The 13,595-nt window shown below is 64.6% G+C and carries 11 protein-coding genes; 2 read left to right on the top strand and 9 right to left on the bottom strand.

Annotated features, from left to right (window positions below; translation table 11 throughout):
- From ASC75_RS00780 to ASC75_RS00770, 3 genes are read right to left on the bottom strand one after another with little or no spacing between them, the layout of a single operon-like run.
- Positions 1–678: an HAD-IA family hydrolase gene (locus ASC75_RS00780; protein ID WP_055969277.1), complete on the bottom strand. Its 678-nt coding sequence runs from the start codon at positions 676–678 to the stop codon at positions 1–3.
- The gene (locus ASC75_RS00775; protein ID WP_055969274.1) at positions 678–3,131 is read right to left on the bottom strand and encodes an FAD-dependent oxidoreductase; all 2,454 of its coding nucleotides are present in this window, start codon (positions 3,129–3,131) and stop codon (positions 678–680) included. Before ASC75_RS00775 ends, ASC75_RS00780 begins: the two co-directional genes overlap by 1 nt.
- Positions 3,132–3,153: 22 nt before the next feature.
- Positions 3,154–3,750, bottom strand: coding sequence for an XRE family transcriptional regulator (locus tag ASC75_RS00770; protein ID WP_244487724.1), 597 nt, complete (start codon positions 3,748–3,750; stop codon positions 3,154–3,156).
- Between the two features lie 179 nt (positions 3,751–3,929).
- Between ASC75_RS00770 and ASC75_RS00765 the strand changes: the two genes are divergently transcribed.
- A complete protein-coding gene (locus ASC75_RS00765; RefSeq protein WP_055969271.1) occupies positions 3,930–4,640 on the top strand; it encodes a nitroreductase in 711 nt (236 codons plus the stop codon).
- Position 4,641: 1 nt separating this feature from the next.
- Here the strand turns inward: ASC75_RS00765 and ASC75_RS00760 are convergent, their stop codons facing one another.
- From ASC75_RS00760 to ASC75_RS00735, 6 genes are all read right to left on the bottom strand, one after another.
- A complete protein-coding gene (locus tag ASC75_RS00760; RefSeq protein WP_055969267.1) occupies positions 4,642–5,037 on the bottom strand; it encodes a RidA family protein in 396 nt (131 codons plus the stop codon).
- A 48-nt stretch (positions 5,038–5,085) separates the two neighbouring features.
- Positions 5,086–5,571, bottom strand: coding sequence for an SRPBCC family protein (locus ASC75_RS00755; RefSeq protein WP_055969264.1), 486 nt, complete (start codon positions 5,569–5,571; stop codon positions 5,086–5,088).
- Between the two features lie 89 nt (positions 5,572–5,660).
- The gene (soxG, locus tag ASC75_RS00750; protein WP_055969262.1) at positions 5,661–6,245 is read right to left on the bottom strand and encodes a sarcosine oxidase subunit gamma family protein; all 585 of its coding nucleotides are present in this window, start codon (positions 6,243–6,245) and stop codon (positions 5,661–5,663) included.
- On the bottom strand, positions 6,238–9,234 hold the full coding sequence (locus ASC75_RS00745) for a sarcosine oxidase subunit alpha family protein (RefSeq protein WP_055969259.1): 2,997 nt from the start codon (positions 9,232–9,234) through the stop codon (positions 6,238–6,240). Before ASC75_RS00745 ends, soxG begins: the two co-directional genes overlap by 8 nt.
- Positions 9,231–9,530, bottom strand: a complete 300-nt coding sequence (locus ASC75_RS00740; protein ID WP_055969256.1) for a sarcosine oxidase subunit delta — start codon at positions 9,528–9,530, stop codon at positions 9,231–9,233. Before ASC75_RS00740 ends, ASC75_RS00745 begins: the two co-directional genes overlap by 4 nt.
- Before the next feature lie 10 nt (positions 9,531–9,540).
- Entirely contained in the window at positions 9,541–10,800 is a 1,260-nt protein-coding gene (locus ASC75_RS00735; RefSeq protein ID WP_055969253.1) for a sarcosine oxidase subunit beta family protein, read from the bottom strand.
- A 196-nt stretch (positions 10,801–10,996) separates the two neighbouring features.
- Between ASC75_RS00735 and ASC75_RS00730 the strand changes: the two genes are divergently transcribed.
- Positions 10,997–13,477 (top strand): mechanosensitive ion channel family protein, encoded by a 2,481-nt coding sequence (locus ASC75_RS00730; RefSeq protein ID WP_055969249.1) that lies wholly within the window; start codon positions 10,997–10,999, stop codon positions 13,475–13,477.
- Positions 13,478–13,595 lie beyond the last annotated feature (118 nt).

Raw genomic sequence — 13,595 nt, 5'->3', positions numbered from 1 at the left:
TCAGGCTCCCGCAGCCAGCAGGGTGGCGAGCGTCAGCCGGCTCGCACTGTCGAGCCGGGGCGTCAGCGCGCCATAGCCAGATATCGACGGATGCGGCGTGCCGCCGGCATGATTGTGCGTAGCGGTGATGACTAGCACCTGCGCGCCTGCGGCTTCCGCCGCGCGAATGCCGGCCGGCGCGTCCTCGAACACCAGGCAATCCTCTGCCTTGTGGCCAAGCCGCTCAGCACCGAGCAGGAAGCAGTCGGGGGCAGGCTTGCCATTGGCGACGTCTTCGCCGGTGACCATCGTCCGCGGGACAGGCAGGCCGGCGGCCTCGAGCCTGCGCAGTGCCAGCCGGCGCGGCGCCGACGTCACGATTGCCCAGCGTTCGGCCGGCAGGGCGTTGAGGAAATTCGCAGCCCCATGGATCGATTCAATGTCGTCGACGTCGTCGAATTCGGCCTGGGTCAGCTCTTCGATCTCGGTCATCAGGTCGATGCCCGGAAGGTTCAGCCGGGAAATCGTCTCGTAGGCGCGTACTCCATGAATCGTTGGCAGGAAGGTTGCCACGTCGAGCCCATGCTTGATCGCCCAGGCGCTCCAGACGCGTTCGGTGGCGGCGATCGAGCTCAGGATGGTGCCGTCCATGTCGAACATGAAGGCGCCGAAAGCACGATCGGGGAAGGGAAGGGACATTATGAGCGTAGCCTTTCGTTTTCGGGATCCCACAAGGGCTTGTCCTGCTGGACCGTGGCGCTGAAGCGCTCGCCGAAAATCTCGACTTCGATGGTTGCGCCCGGCACGGCCAGATCGGCACGCAGCATGCCCAGCGCAATCGATTTGTCCACCCTGTGGCCCCAACCTCCTGACGTGGTCTCACCGACAACTACGCCATTGTGCCAGAGCGTCGACATGTAGGGCGCGTCGCAGTCGCCTGGAGTGTCGATGACGAGGGTGACGAAGCGCTTCGAAACGCCCTGCTGCTTCTCGTTGAGCAGCGCCGCCTTGCCGCGGAACGCGGGCTTGTCCCATCTGACGAAGCGTTCCAGTCCGCCCTGCAGGATGGTGTAGTCGGTCGACAGATCGCCCTTCCATGCGCGGTAGCCCTTTTCCAGCCGCAGCGAGTCGAGCGCAAACATGCCGAAGGGTTTCAGCCCGTGCTTCTGGCCCGCCGACCAGATCGCGTCGAAAACGGTAGCGGTGTCGGCAAGCTTGGTGTGGATTTCCCAGCCGAGTTCGCCTGCGAAGGAGACGCGCACCAGCTTGGCCCAGCGCCCGGCGATGGTGGTCTCCTGGTGTGTCAGCCACGGCGCGGAAAGGTCGGCCTCGCAGACCTCGACCAGGATTGTCCGCGAATTGGGCCCGGCAAGGATCTGCGTCGCATATTCCTCGGTGCGGTCGATGAGCTCGAAGGTTGCATCGGCAGGCATGTGCGCCTTCAGCCATTCGAAGTCGTGCCACTGCGCCACGGCGGCCGTGATCAGCGTCATCAGGTCTTCCGCGTGGCGGACAACCGACATCTCGGTGACGATGCGGCCGTGATCGTCGGCGAAATAGCAAAGCCCGATGCGGCCGACCTTGGGCACGGTGCCGGTGACCTGCGTCTCGAGCCATGCCGCGGCACCGGGTCCATCGAGGTTGAAGCGGCTGAAGCCGGGCAGGTCGAGGATGCCTGCGGCATCGCGCACGGCCAGGCATTCCTCGCGGATTCTGTTCTCCCATGGGCCGGAGCGGGCAAAGGTCTGGGTCGACTCAGCCGAAACATCGTCGCCCGGCTGGGCGTACCAGGTCGCGCGCTCCCATCCATTGTAGGCGTTGAACTGGGCGCCGAGAGCGGCGATGCGGGCGTGGATGGGCGAGAGCTTGCGGTTCCGTGCAGCCGGCCATGCGTGCCGGGAAAAGTGGATGGCGTATTCGTGGCCGTAGACCTCCATGCCCTTGGCGACAGCGTAATCGGGGTTAGACGCAAATGAGGTGAAGCGGCGCGGGTCGCAGGACCACATGTCCCACTCCGTTTCGCCCTGAGTGACCCACTCGGCCAGCACCTTGCCCGCGCCGCCCGCCTGGGCGATGCCGAAGGTGAAGACGCAGGCCTCGAAGGCATTTGGCACCCCGGGCATCGGGCCGATCAGCGGGTTGCCGTCGGGAGCGTAGGGGATCGGGCCGTTGATGATCTTGGACAGGCCGGCGGTGCCGAGGATCGGCACGCGGCGGACGGCGTCGTCGAGATACCATTCCAGCCGCTCGAGATCGTCTGGGTAAAGCTGAAAGGAAAAATCCTCAGGCATTCGGTCGTCGGGCGTTGCCCAATGGGCGCGGCAGTTGCGCTCATAGGGGCCTAGGTTCATGCCGTTCTTCTCCTGGCGGAGGTAGTAGGAGGTGTCGACGTCGCGCAGCAGCGGCAGCTTGTGGCCGGCGTCCCGCGACCATGCGGCGAGCTCGGGGATTTCGTCGAACAGGATGTACTGGTGGCTGATGACCATCATCGGCACGTCGCGGCCGAACATCTTTCCGACCTCGGCGGCGCGGTAGCCTGCGGCGTTGACCACCTTCTCGCAGCGGATTTCGCCCTTTTCGGTCGCGACGACCCATTCGCCCTTGTCGCGGCGGACTGAAATGACCGGGCAGAAGCGGACGATCTTCGCCCCCATGTCACGCGCGCCCTTGGCCAGGGCTTGGGTCAGCTGCGCGGGATCGATGTCGCCGTCATTGGGGTCATAGAGCGCGCCCTTGAGGTCGTGCGTCTCGATGAAGGGATAGCGGCGCCTGATCTCGTCGAGGCCGATGACGTCGATGTCCATGCCCTGGTAGCGGCCCATGCCCTTGGCGCGCTGGAATTCCTGCATGCGCTCCCTGGAGTGGGCGAGCCGGATCGAGCCGGTGACGTGGTAGTTCATCGGATAGTCGACTTCCGCCGCCAGTCCGCGATAGAGCTCGGTCGAATAGCGCTGCATGTTCATGAGCGACCAGGACGACGAGAATGTCGGCACGTTGCCGGCCGCATGCCAGGTCGACCCCGAGGTCAGCTCGTTCTTTTCGAGCAGCACGCAATCGGTCCAGCCCGCCTTGGCGAGGTGGTAGAGCGAGGAGACGCCGACCGCGCCTCCGCCGATGATCACCACGCGTGCTGTGCTCGGCAACTCAGCCATGACTTTCTCCCCAGAAACGCAATCAATAGACTGGCGGCGATACGATCCAGATGACCACTGCCGGTGCCGTTCCCGGGTTCCTCCACCGGAACGGCTTGTGGTCGAAGCGGAAGCTGTCGCCTTCGCCAAGGCTATGCCAGGTGCCGTCGATCTCGATGTCGAAGCCGCCCGAGACGACGTAGCCGGCCTCCTCGGTGGGGCGGGTTACGGGCTTGGCCATGCCGGCGCCCGGGGCGAAGATCGAACGCAGCATTTCGAAGCTGCCGCCAAGGTCGGGCGACAGTAGTTCTTCCACAAGGCCGGATTCGCTGCTGCCCAATGTCCGGCGGCGGCCGGAGCGGACAACAACGCCGCGCTCGGCTTCGACGGGGGCTTCATGGGCGAAGAACAGGCTGATGGGCACGCCGAACAGCGCGGCGAACTCCCTGAGATCGCCGATCGACGGCGTCGACAGTCCGCGCTCGACCTGGCTGACCCAGCCAACGGAGCGGCCCAGCTTCAGGGCTATTTCGGCCAGCGTCAGTCCGCGCGACTTGCGCAGCGCGCGCAGGTCGTTGGCGAGCAGGTCGCCCGCGACATCGCTTTCCTTGCGAAGGGAGGCTGTTGCGGTAGGACTCAAGGCGGCCTCGTGAAAATTAACTGCAGAATTTCATGAAACGTCATCGCCGTGAAAAATTCAAGCTCATTTTCATGGTCCAGCAAGTTTCGCTTGCGAGACTCCGGGAGAGAGTGCAAAGGCTCGATTTCGAACGGGCGGTGAGGGGCGTTCCGACAATATCGATGCCATAGGGACAGCCGATGCTGGCACCGGACCAAAAACCGTTGGAACTGACTGACACCGAAATCGTCGATGAAGCGATCGTCTCGCGGCGTTCGGTGCGCGCTTTTTTGCCGACTCCTGTCGAAGACAGCGTCATCAGCGACATCCTTGAAGTCGCTGCGCGTGCGCCTTCGGGTACCAACATGCAGCCCTGGAAGGTCTACGTGACCTCGGGCGAGACGCTGCGCGGCATCAGCAACGCCATCCTCAACTCGGGTGTGCGCGCCGAAAAGGCGGTCTGGGACGAGTACAAATATTATCCCGACCAGTTTTTCGAACCCTATCTTGGCCGCCGCCGCGCTAACGGTTTTGGCCTCTATGGCGTGCTCGGCATCGGTCGCCGCGATGTCGACAGGATGCGGGCGCAGCACGACCGCAACTTCGTTTTCTTCGACGCGCCCGTGGGCATGATCTTCACCATCGACCGCCGGCTGAACCAGGGTTCGTGGATCGACTACGGCATGTTCCTGCAGAACATCATGATTGCGGCACGGGCGAGGGGACTGCATACCTGCCCGCAGGCGGCGTTTGCGCCCTACCACCGCCAGATCAGGCCGGTGCTCGGCATTCCCGAAGAAGAGGTGGTGGTCTGCGGCATGGCGCTTGGCCACGAGGACACCAGCAAGCCGGAAAGCACCTTCCGCACGGAGCGCGCCCCGCAGGACCAATGGGTGCAGTTCCTGAAATAGGTCAGACCTTGGGCCGGTTGCCCATGTAGGCGCAGCATTCCAGTTCGACCAGCGCCCCGAGCGCCAGGCCATTGGCGCCGAATGCGGACCGTGCCGGCAGTCGGTCGGGGTCGAAATAACCGGCATAGACCTTGTTGAAGTCGGGCCATCTCGACATGTCGGCCAGCATGGCCGTGCATTTGAAGATATCGGCCATGCCGAGGCCGTTCTCTTCCAGCACCGCCTTGATGTTCTCCATCGTCTGGCGCGTTTCGGCTTCCATGCCGCCGGCAACGAGTTCCAGCGTGCCGGGGCGGTTGCCTAGCGCGCCGGAGAGATAGAGCACGTCGCCGACGCGGACGGCCTGGCTGAACGGCAGCTTGAGTGCCTTGGCTTCTGCCGAATTGATGAATTCCATGATTTTTCCCCTCGGTGGCCGCATATTGCCGGCTGGAAGGCAGGCCGGCTAGCCTGATTTCTTGTGCCGCTCGGCGAGATAGCGGCGCAGGCCTGCTTCGCCGCGCGGCGTCGTCCAGCGATGGTTCCACGCGAAGGCCGGGCGGAGCAGGGGCGAAAGCAGGCGCAGGATCGGCCGTTCGACCAGCACCTGCCAGGTGAGGTCTATGTGAGTTCCCTCATCGGCCGGCGACAGCACGGCACGCCAATGGCCGTCGAAATCGCCCGTGGTCCTGACGCCGACGACCTTGCCGGGCTCGAGTTCGACCGCTTCGAGAATGAAATTCAGTTCGTAGGGCAGGAAGCCGCGGGCGCGGGCGCGCGCCCTGGCGCCGACCGTTGGCCGGTCATGCGAGGTCAGTTTCTCGACCTCCTTGTAGGCGTCGCCCCACCAGAGCGGCAGCAGGCCGGGGTCGGCCAGCACCTCCCACACCTCTTGCGGCGGAGCCTCGGGAATTTCCCAGACCTCATCGAAGCGGAACGAATTGCTCGCCATGGCCCGGCACCTTCAGACACCGAGATCGGCCTCGCCAGGGCATGGCGGGCTACGGGGATCCTAGTCCATCGAAGAGGGGCCGGCCACCGCTACCTCACCTCGTAGCCGACCTCGTCGGAGGCATGGCACAGCATCTTCCAGAGCGATCGGGCGAAGGAACGGAAGACGTAGAGGTCGAAGCGGTCGGGACCGCTTCGCTGGATCTGGGCGAAGATGTCGTGGTGGGCGGTCGAGATGCCGGATCCCTGGGGGAAGGCGACGAGCGAGAAATCGACGGCGAACAGCTTTGCCAGCACCCATTCGGACCTTGGGCCGGCAATGCGAATGGCGGTTCGGCCATGGGACAGGTCGGTAATGGTGCCCATGGCCGGGGTGACTACACCGGCCGCAGATACAAGCCCTTCCGCCGTGTCGGTGAGCAAGAACTTGCCCGGTGCGAAGCCGAAGACAGTGTGGCGTTCGGATGCGGCCCCGGCGCCGGCGCCATCGGCAAGCTTGAGCCCGGTGAGGGAGGTGATGGCCGCGATCAGTTTCTTCTCCTCGCCCGGCCAGGCAGCAAGCTGGACGATGGAACCAGGAGCCATCTCGGAAAGGGTCACGCCGACGCCGTCGACGAAGTTGCCGTGCGAACCAGGCCGGAACACTGCTGCGAGCGGTGAAAGCTGCTCAACCATGCATGCGCTTCCCTTCGGGGTCGAAGAAGTGGTGGCTGACGATCTCGACCGGGCCGAACCGGTCGCGCAGGGGATCTGAGACATGGGCGCGCGTGCCGTGCCTTGCCTTGCCGTCCGCGACAAGCGCCAACGCGATGTATTTTTCGAGCGCCGGCGAGAAGCAGGCGGCGGTGATGTGGCCGAGCGAGCCGTGCGGATTGGCGGTGTCGATTTCCTCGACGATATGCGCGCCGCCGCTGAGCGGGCGGTTGTCGAGCGAAACCAGGCCGACGAGTTCGAGCCGGCCCGAGGCAACCAGGCCTTCGCGATCCATCATGGCCGAACCGATGAAGGGCTTTTTCCGGGACAGCATCCAGCCGAGATGCAGGTCGCGGGCCGAGGTGCGGCCGTCGATCTCCGCGCCGGTGACGTGGCCTTTTTCGATGCGCATCGTGCCCAAGGCTTCGAGACCATAGGGCACCATGCCGAATGGTTTGCCTGCCTCGGTCAGCGCTTCCCAGACATGCGTGCCATGGCCGGCGCCGGAATAGACCTCGAAGGCCATCTCGCCGGAGAAGGACAGCCGGCAGATCATGACAGGCGCGCCCGCGATCTCGCCATGGACGATGCCCATGAAGGGCAGGGCCTCGTTGTCGACCCTGGTGCCGGTGACGCAGGACGCCAGGATTTCCCTGGCCTTGGGCCCGCCGATCGCAGCCCCCGCCCACTGGTCGGTGACGGAGGTCAGGTGAACCTTGAGGTCCGGCCAGACGACATCGAGGAAATATTCGAGATGCTGCATGACCTTGCCGGCATTGGCCGTGGTCGTGGTCATCAGGAAGTCGTTGTCGCCGAGCCGCCAGGTGGTGCCGTCGTCGAAGACAAGGCCGTCCTCGCGCAGCATCAGGCCGTAACGCGCCTTGCCGACCGGGAGTGTCGAAAACAGGTTGGAATAGACACGGTCGAGGAATTCGGCTGCGTCGGGGCCCTGGACGGCGATCTTGCCGAGTGTAGAGACGTCGACGATGCCGGCGGTTTCGCGGGTTGCTCGCGCTTCCCTGACATAGGCCTGCTCGATGGTCTCGCCCGGGCCGCCATAGATCATCGGGCGGAACCAGAGCCCGGCCGAATACATGGTGGCCTCGTTGTCGAGGTGCCAGTCGTGCATAGGCGTCAGCCGTTCGGGCTTGAGATCGCCGAAGCGCTCGGCGGCGAGCGCACCGACCGAAACCGGCGCATAGGGTGGCCGGAACCGCGTGGTGCCGACCTCGGGGATCGGCTTGCCAAGGGCCTCGGCCATGATGGCAAGGCCTGGAACGTTCGAGCCCTTGCCCTGGTCGGTCGCCATGCCGAGCGTGGTGTAGCGCTTGAGGTGCTCGACCGAGACGAAGCCCTCGATATGGGCAAGGCGCACGTCGTCGGACGTCACGTCGTGCTGGAAGTCGACGAAGGACTTGCCCTTGGCCCTGATCTCGAAAACCGGCGCCGGGCGCGGATCGAGTGCCGCCGGCTCGACGTCGGGCAGCGCGCCGATCTCCACCATGGGAAGGTTTGCCGCGACACGGCCGGCAGCAAAACCCTCGGCGATGGCTTTCGCGGTCGAGAAGGTGCCGTTGAATGCGCCGGCGCCGACCCAGCCCTTGCCTGTCTCGGGCGGCAGGAATGCCTGGAGCTCGGCATCCCAGAGCGGCCGTGCGCCGGCCTGGCTGGCGAGATGGATCGTCGGCGACCAGCCGCCGGACATCAGCAGGCAATCGGCCTCAATGCTGCGGACGCCGGAGGGCAGGGCTGCGGTTGCCACGGTGAATGGCGCTAGCTTGATGCCGGTCAGCTTCCTGCCGCCTTCGGTGGCAGTTACGGCATGGCCTAGGATCAGCTCGGCGCCGCATTGGCGGGCAAGCGTATGGCACTCCTCGGAGATTTCGGCGCGCACGTCGACGATGGCTGCCACGGTTGCGCCGGCGTTGTTGAGGGCGACGGCAGACCGGTAGGCGCTGTCGTTGTTGGTGAAAACCGCGACCTTGTCGCCCGGAAGCACGCCAAACTCGTTGGCATAGCGCTGTGCCGCGCTCGCCATAACCACTCCCGGGCGGTCGTTGCCGGGAAACACCAGCGGCCGCTCGAACGCGCCGGTGGCGAGCACCACCTTGCCGGCCCTGATCGTCCAATGGCGGTGGCGCGGCGCACCCTTGGCGGGGGAGGCCTTGTGGTCGCTGACGCGCTCGACGGCGGCAAGCGTATTGTCGTCATAATAGCCCCAGACGGTGGTGCGCTTGAGCAGGCGGACGTTGGCCTGGTCCCTGAGTTCGCCGACGATGTCGGACGCCCAGGCGGCTGCCGGTTCGCCGTCGATCGTTTCGCCGGACCAGTTGGCCGAGCCACCGAATTGCGGGTCGAGCTCGGCAAGGATGACGTTGGCGCCTGAAGCCGCTGCCTCGCGCGCAGCGGCGAGCCCGGCCGGCCCCGAGCCGACGATGAGCACGTCGCAGAAGGCGTTCATGCGCTCGTAGCGGGCAGTGTCGGGGGCATGGCCGGCGCGACCGAGGCCGGCGGCGCGGCGGATGATCTTCTCGCACAGCATCCAGAAGCGTGTGCCCTTCAGCGGGCCAACCACCGGTCCCATGAAGGTTTTGTAGTAGAAGCCGGCCGAAAGGACCTTGCCGCCGAGCTGGTTGACGGCGCTGACGTCGTAGGCGAGCGAGGGGAAGCGGTTCTGGCTGACGGCAACAAGGCCGTCGTGGATTTCGACCATTGTCGCTGGAATGTTGGGTTCGCGAACATCGCCGCGCAAGACCGTCACCAGCGCGTTGGGTTCGTCGACGCCTGCGGTCAGCAGGCCGCGCGGGCGATGGTACTTGAACGAACGGCCGAACAGCGAAACGCCGTTGGCAAGCAGCGCGGACGCCAGCGTGTCGCCCTGGTGACCGGTAAAGGCCGTGCCGTCGAAGGTGAAGCGGATGGTGCGGAGCCGGTCGATCCGGCCACCCGAGGGCCTGCGGCGCGGGCTCATGCCTTGGCTCCCGACTTGCGGCGGCCATGGGCAGGCGCGCCCTTTTCGCGGGCAAAGCGCACGCTTGATATCTCGTGGGTCAGCGTGTCGCGCACCACTGCAAGATGGGCCCGGCAGCCGCCGGCATGCTGCCAGATCTCGTTATGCGTGCCGGCCGGGTTGAGCCGGTCATAGACATAGGCGTTCCAGGCGGCCAGGTCGGTCGAGGACGGGTCGGGCCGGCTGCGGTTGCCGTCACCCTGGTAGGCGAATTCGGAAACGTCGCGGGGACCGCAATAGGGGCAGGTGATCAGCATGGTTCAAACCCTAATGCATGCGCGGTGTCGGACCCTGGCCCTTGTCGTCGATGACGGTGCCGCGGCTGAAACGGTCGAGCGTGAAGGGCGCGTTGAGCTCGTGTGGCGCGTCCCGGGCGATGGTGTGGGCAAAGCAGAAGCCGGAGGCCGGCGTCGCCTTGAAGCCGCCGTAACACCAGCCGCAATTGAGATACATGCCGGGCAGGGGCCCCGTGGCGATGATCGGCGAACCGTCCATCGACATGTCGCAGACCCCGCCCCATGACCGCAGCACGCGGACCGTCGCGAGCGACGGGAACAGCGCCAGCATTTCGCTCATCACTTCCTCGACGATGGGCAGGCTGCCGCGCTGGGCATATGAATTGTAGCCGTCGAGGTCGCCGCCATAGATCAGGCCGCCCTTGTCGGACTGGCCGACATAGAAGTGCCCCATGCCGAAAGTCACCACCGTGTCGAGGAACGGCTTGAGCGATTCCGACACGAAGGCCTGAAGGACGTGGCTTTCGATCGGCATGCGTTCGATGCCGGCAAGCTGCATGACGCGTCCGGTGCTGCCGGCGACCGCGACCGCAATCTTCTTGGCACGGATCTCGCCACGGCTAGTGGTGACGCCGGTGACCCGGTCACCGTCGCGGAGGAAGCCGGTGACTTCGCAATTCTCGATGATGTCGACGCCGCGGCGGTCGGCGCCGCGGGCATAGCCCCAGGCAACCGCATCGTGCCGTGCAGTGCCCGCGCTCTCCTGGATCAGTCCGCCATAGATCGGGAAACGTGCTGACCGCGACATGTCGAGCCTGGGCACGCGGCGGCCGATCTGGGCCGGCGTCATCAGGTCGGCATCGACGCCGAGATGACGCATGGCGTTGCCCTTGCGCGCCAGGTCGTCGAGCTGTCCCGGGGTGTGGGCGAGGTTGAGCACGCCGCGCTGCGAGAACATGACGTTGTAGTTCAATTCGTGGGAAAGGTTTTCCCACATCTTCATCGAGTGCTCGTAGAAGCGCGTGTTCTGCGGCAAGAGGTAGTTCGAGCGGACGGCGGTGGTGTTGCGGCCGACATTGCCGGAACCGAGGTAGCCTTTCTCGAGCACCGCCACATTGGTGATGCCGTGTTCCTTGGCGAGATAATACGCAGTCGACAGCCCGTGCCCGCCGCCGCCGATGACCACCACGTCGTAGGATGCCTTGGGACTTGGCTTGCGCCATGCCGGTTTCCAGTCGCGGTTTCCGCTGAGCGCGTTCCTGAGAAGCGAAAAGGCCGAATATTCCGCCATACTGCAAATCATCCTATGGGCTGTGGGCGGACACTACAGGCAGCTTCCGGAATTCAAAGCCAATATTCCGCCATGGCCTTTCGCTAGGCCGACTTTCCCACCAGCCCATCCGGGGCCGGCTTGCCCGGCAGGTTGGGCGTCTTTATCAATGGCGCGCCGTGAACTTGGCAAACAGACCGTGAGTCGCTGACAAACCATGCTTTTCTCCGCAGTCCGGCGCATCGGCGTCACCCTGTTCATTTTCGCGGCGGTGCTCCTGTCGCAGGCCATCGCGCAGGATCTCGGCAAGGCGCCTGCCGGTGTCATTGCAGACCAGCAGGAAGTCATCGCCAGCCTGTCGTCGAAGGTCGACGGGCTGCAGAAGAAGATGGATGCCAGCGCCGAGGACGATGCCGGGCTTGTCGACATCCGACTTCAGCTCGAGCAGCTGTCGCGCGACCTGCTGCAAAGCGGTGTCGCATTCCGTCCGCGCCTGACCGAGATCAACACCCGCCTGGAGCAGCTCGGCAAACCGCCCGCGGAAGGCCAGCCGGCTGAACCTGCGGTGGTGACCAGCGAGCGCGAGGCCCTGGCCGCGGAGAAAACCGAGATCAACGCCGTGCTCGGCGTTGCCGAAAACCTCTCGATCCGCATCGACAAGCTGATCAGCCAGATCACCGAGATACGCCGCAGCCTGTTCCAGAATCTCCTGACCAAGCGCTACCAGATCAATTTCGCCTTGGGATCGGAGGTGGTCGACGCCTTCAGGACGGAGATGAGCGACCTCTACCGCACGGTCTCGTCCTGGGTCCGTTTCGTTGTCAGCTTCAAGCTCAAGTCGATGCTTGCGGCAACATTCTTCGCCCTTGGCGCGGCGGCGGTCATCATTCTCGGCGGCCGGCGCATGTTCGGCCGGATGTTCGAGCCCGACGGCAGGGTAGAGGAGCCGTCCTATCTCAGCCGGCTTTCGGTGGCGTTCTGGTCGACCTTCATGCAGTCGACGGCGCTGGTCGTGTTCCTCGGCGTCACCTACTACCTGTTCGATTATTTCGAGGTGCTGCGTGGCGACATTGGCGCGATGCTGTGGTCGCTGTTCTATGTCATCGCCATCGTGTTCTTCGTCTCGCGCCTCGGTATGGCGGTGCTTTCGCCCAGGCTGCCCAAATGGCGGCTGATTCCGGTCGAAAGCGGCGCGGCGCGCTGGCTGATGCTGCTCATCACCGCCACCGCCTTCTTTACCGGCCTCGACTATTTCCTGAGTTCGGTCTACCAAGTGCTCGGTTCGCCGCTGGCATTGACGGTGGGCGAGGCGCTGACCTCGACCGTCGTGATCGGCGTGCTGGTCATCCTCATCGGTCTGGTGCGACCGTTCGTCGATGAAGACGGCCGTCCGAAGCCCTGGCCGCGGCTTTTCCGTTACATCGTGCTTGCGCTGGGCGGGGTCACCATCGTCGCGGCCCTGCTGGGGTACATCGGCCTGGCCCGCTTCGTGTCGCAGCAGATCGTCATTACCGGCACGATCCTGGCCACCATGTATATCGGCTTCCTGTCGTCCCAGGCGATCAACGAGGAAGACGCCTTCATCAAGACGACTGTCGGCCGGCGCATCAAGCGGATGTTCACCCTCGACGATGCAACGCTCGACCAGCTTGGCCTCGTCACCAGCATGATCATCAACCTGCTGGTGCTGATCGTCGGTGTGCCGCTGATCCTGTTTACCTGGGGTTTCCAGCCCGGCGACATGATCACCTGGCTCTACCGCATCGGCTCGGGCTTCCAGATCGGCAGCTTCAACTTCTCGCCGGCCGGTCTGCTTTCGGGCGTCATGGTGTTTGCCATCGGCTATTTCGTGACGCGCTGGTTCCAGGGGTGGCTCGACGGCTCGGTCATGGCGCGCGGCAAGGTTGATGCCGGCGTGCGCAATTCGATCCGGCTGGCCGTCGGCTATGCCGGCGTGGCGATTGCCGGGCTGATCGCCGTGTCGGCGGCAGGTATCGACCTTTCCAATCTCGCGCTCGTTGCCGGTGCGCTTTCCCTCGGCATCGGTTTCGGCCTGCAGAACGTGGTCTCCAACTTCGTCTCGGGCCTGATCCTGCTTGCCGAGCGGCCCTTCAAGGTCGGTGACTGGATCGTTGCCGGCCAGGTGTCGGGCACGGTCAAGAAGATCAGCGTGCGCGCCACCGAGATCGAGACGTTCCAGCGCCAGTCGGTGATCCTGCCGAATTCTGACCTGATCAACAGCGCCGTCGGCAACTGGACCCATCGCAACAAGCTCGGCCGCGTCGACATCAAGGTTGGCGTCGCCTACGATTCGGACGTTAAGCGCGCCCATGACGTCATGCTCGACATCGTGCGGGCACATCCGATGATCCTGAGGAACCCGGAACCCTTCGTGCTGTTCGCAAATTTCGGCACGGCGGCGCTGGAATTCGAGATTCGTTTCTTCCTCGGCGACGTGACGGGCAGCAATTCGGTCCAGAACGACATCCGTTTCGCTATCCTGGAAGCCTTCGAGCGCGAGCATATCTTTATTCCGTCGACACCGCGCGCACACGATCCCAAGCCCGCCGAGAAATGGCCTGCCGATGACGAGCAGGCCGAAGCGCTGGTCGCGGAGGTGGAAGAAGCGCGCAACAAACGCACCGCCGAAGCTGCGGCCAGGCGCAAGCCTGGAAGGAAAAAAGCCGACCCGGAATGAAACGTCGGCGTCGCGCCAACCAATTGTGGCATGAACAAGGCATTCAGTTGCCGTTCAGCTTCGGACTCATATAAGCTCTCTTGCAAACGGCGAGAATGCCTTGCGAAAATGAACAGAG

The sequence above is a fragment of the Aminobacter sp. DSM 101952 genome (assembly GCF_001424795.1).
Taxonomy (GTDB): domain Bacteria; phylum Pseudomonadota; class Alphaproteobacteria; order Rhizobiales; family Rhizobiaceae; genus Aminobacter; species Aminobacter aganoensis.
This window is presented reverse-complemented; position numbering and strand designations above follow the sequence as displayed.

Excerpts from the sequence above, each read along its gene's own strand:
- ASC75_RS00730 (WP_055969249.1), top strand. The coding sequence starts at position 10,997 with ATGCTTTTCTCCGCAGTCCGGCGCATCGGCGTCACCCTGTTCATTTTC.
- ASC75_RS00760 (WP_055969267.1), bottom strand. The coding sequence starts at position 5,037 with ATGGAATTCATCAATTCGGCAGAAGCCAAGGCACTCAAGCTGCCGTTC.
- ASC75_RS00780 (WP_055969277.1), bottom strand. The coding sequence starts at position 678 with ATGTCCCTTCCCTTCCCCGATCGTGCTTTCGGCGCCTTCATGTTCGAC.
- ASC75_RS00745 (WP_055969259.1), bottom strand. The coding sequence starts at position 9,234 with ATGAGCCCGCGCCGCAGGCCCTCGGGTGGCCGGATCGACCGGCTCCGC.
- ASC75_RS00765 (WP_055969271.1), top strand. The coding sequence starts at position 3,930 with ATGCTGGCACCGGACCAAAAACCGTTGGAACTGACTGACACCGAAATC.
- ASC75_RS00735 (WP_055969253.1), bottom strand. The coding sequence starts at position 10,800 with ATGGCGGAATATTCGGCCTTTTCGCTTCTCAGGAACGCGCTCAGCGGA.
- soxG (WP_055969262.1), bottom strand. The coding sequence starts at position 6,245 with ATGGTTGAGCAGCTTTCACCGCTCGCAGCAGTGTTCCGGCCTGGTTCG.
- ASC75_RS00775 (WP_055969274.1), bottom strand. The coding sequence starts at position 3,131 with ATGGCTGAGTTGCCGAGCACAGCACGCGTGGTGATCATCGGCGGAGGC.
- ASC75_RS00755 (WP_055969264.1), bottom strand. The coding sequence starts at position 5,571 with ATGGCGAGCAATTCGTTCCGCTTCGATGAGGTCTGGGAAATTCCCGAG.
- ASC75_RS00740 (WP_055969256.1), bottom strand. The coding sequence starts at position 9,530 with ATGCTGATCACCTGCCCCTATTGCGGTCCCCGCGACGTTTCCGAATTC.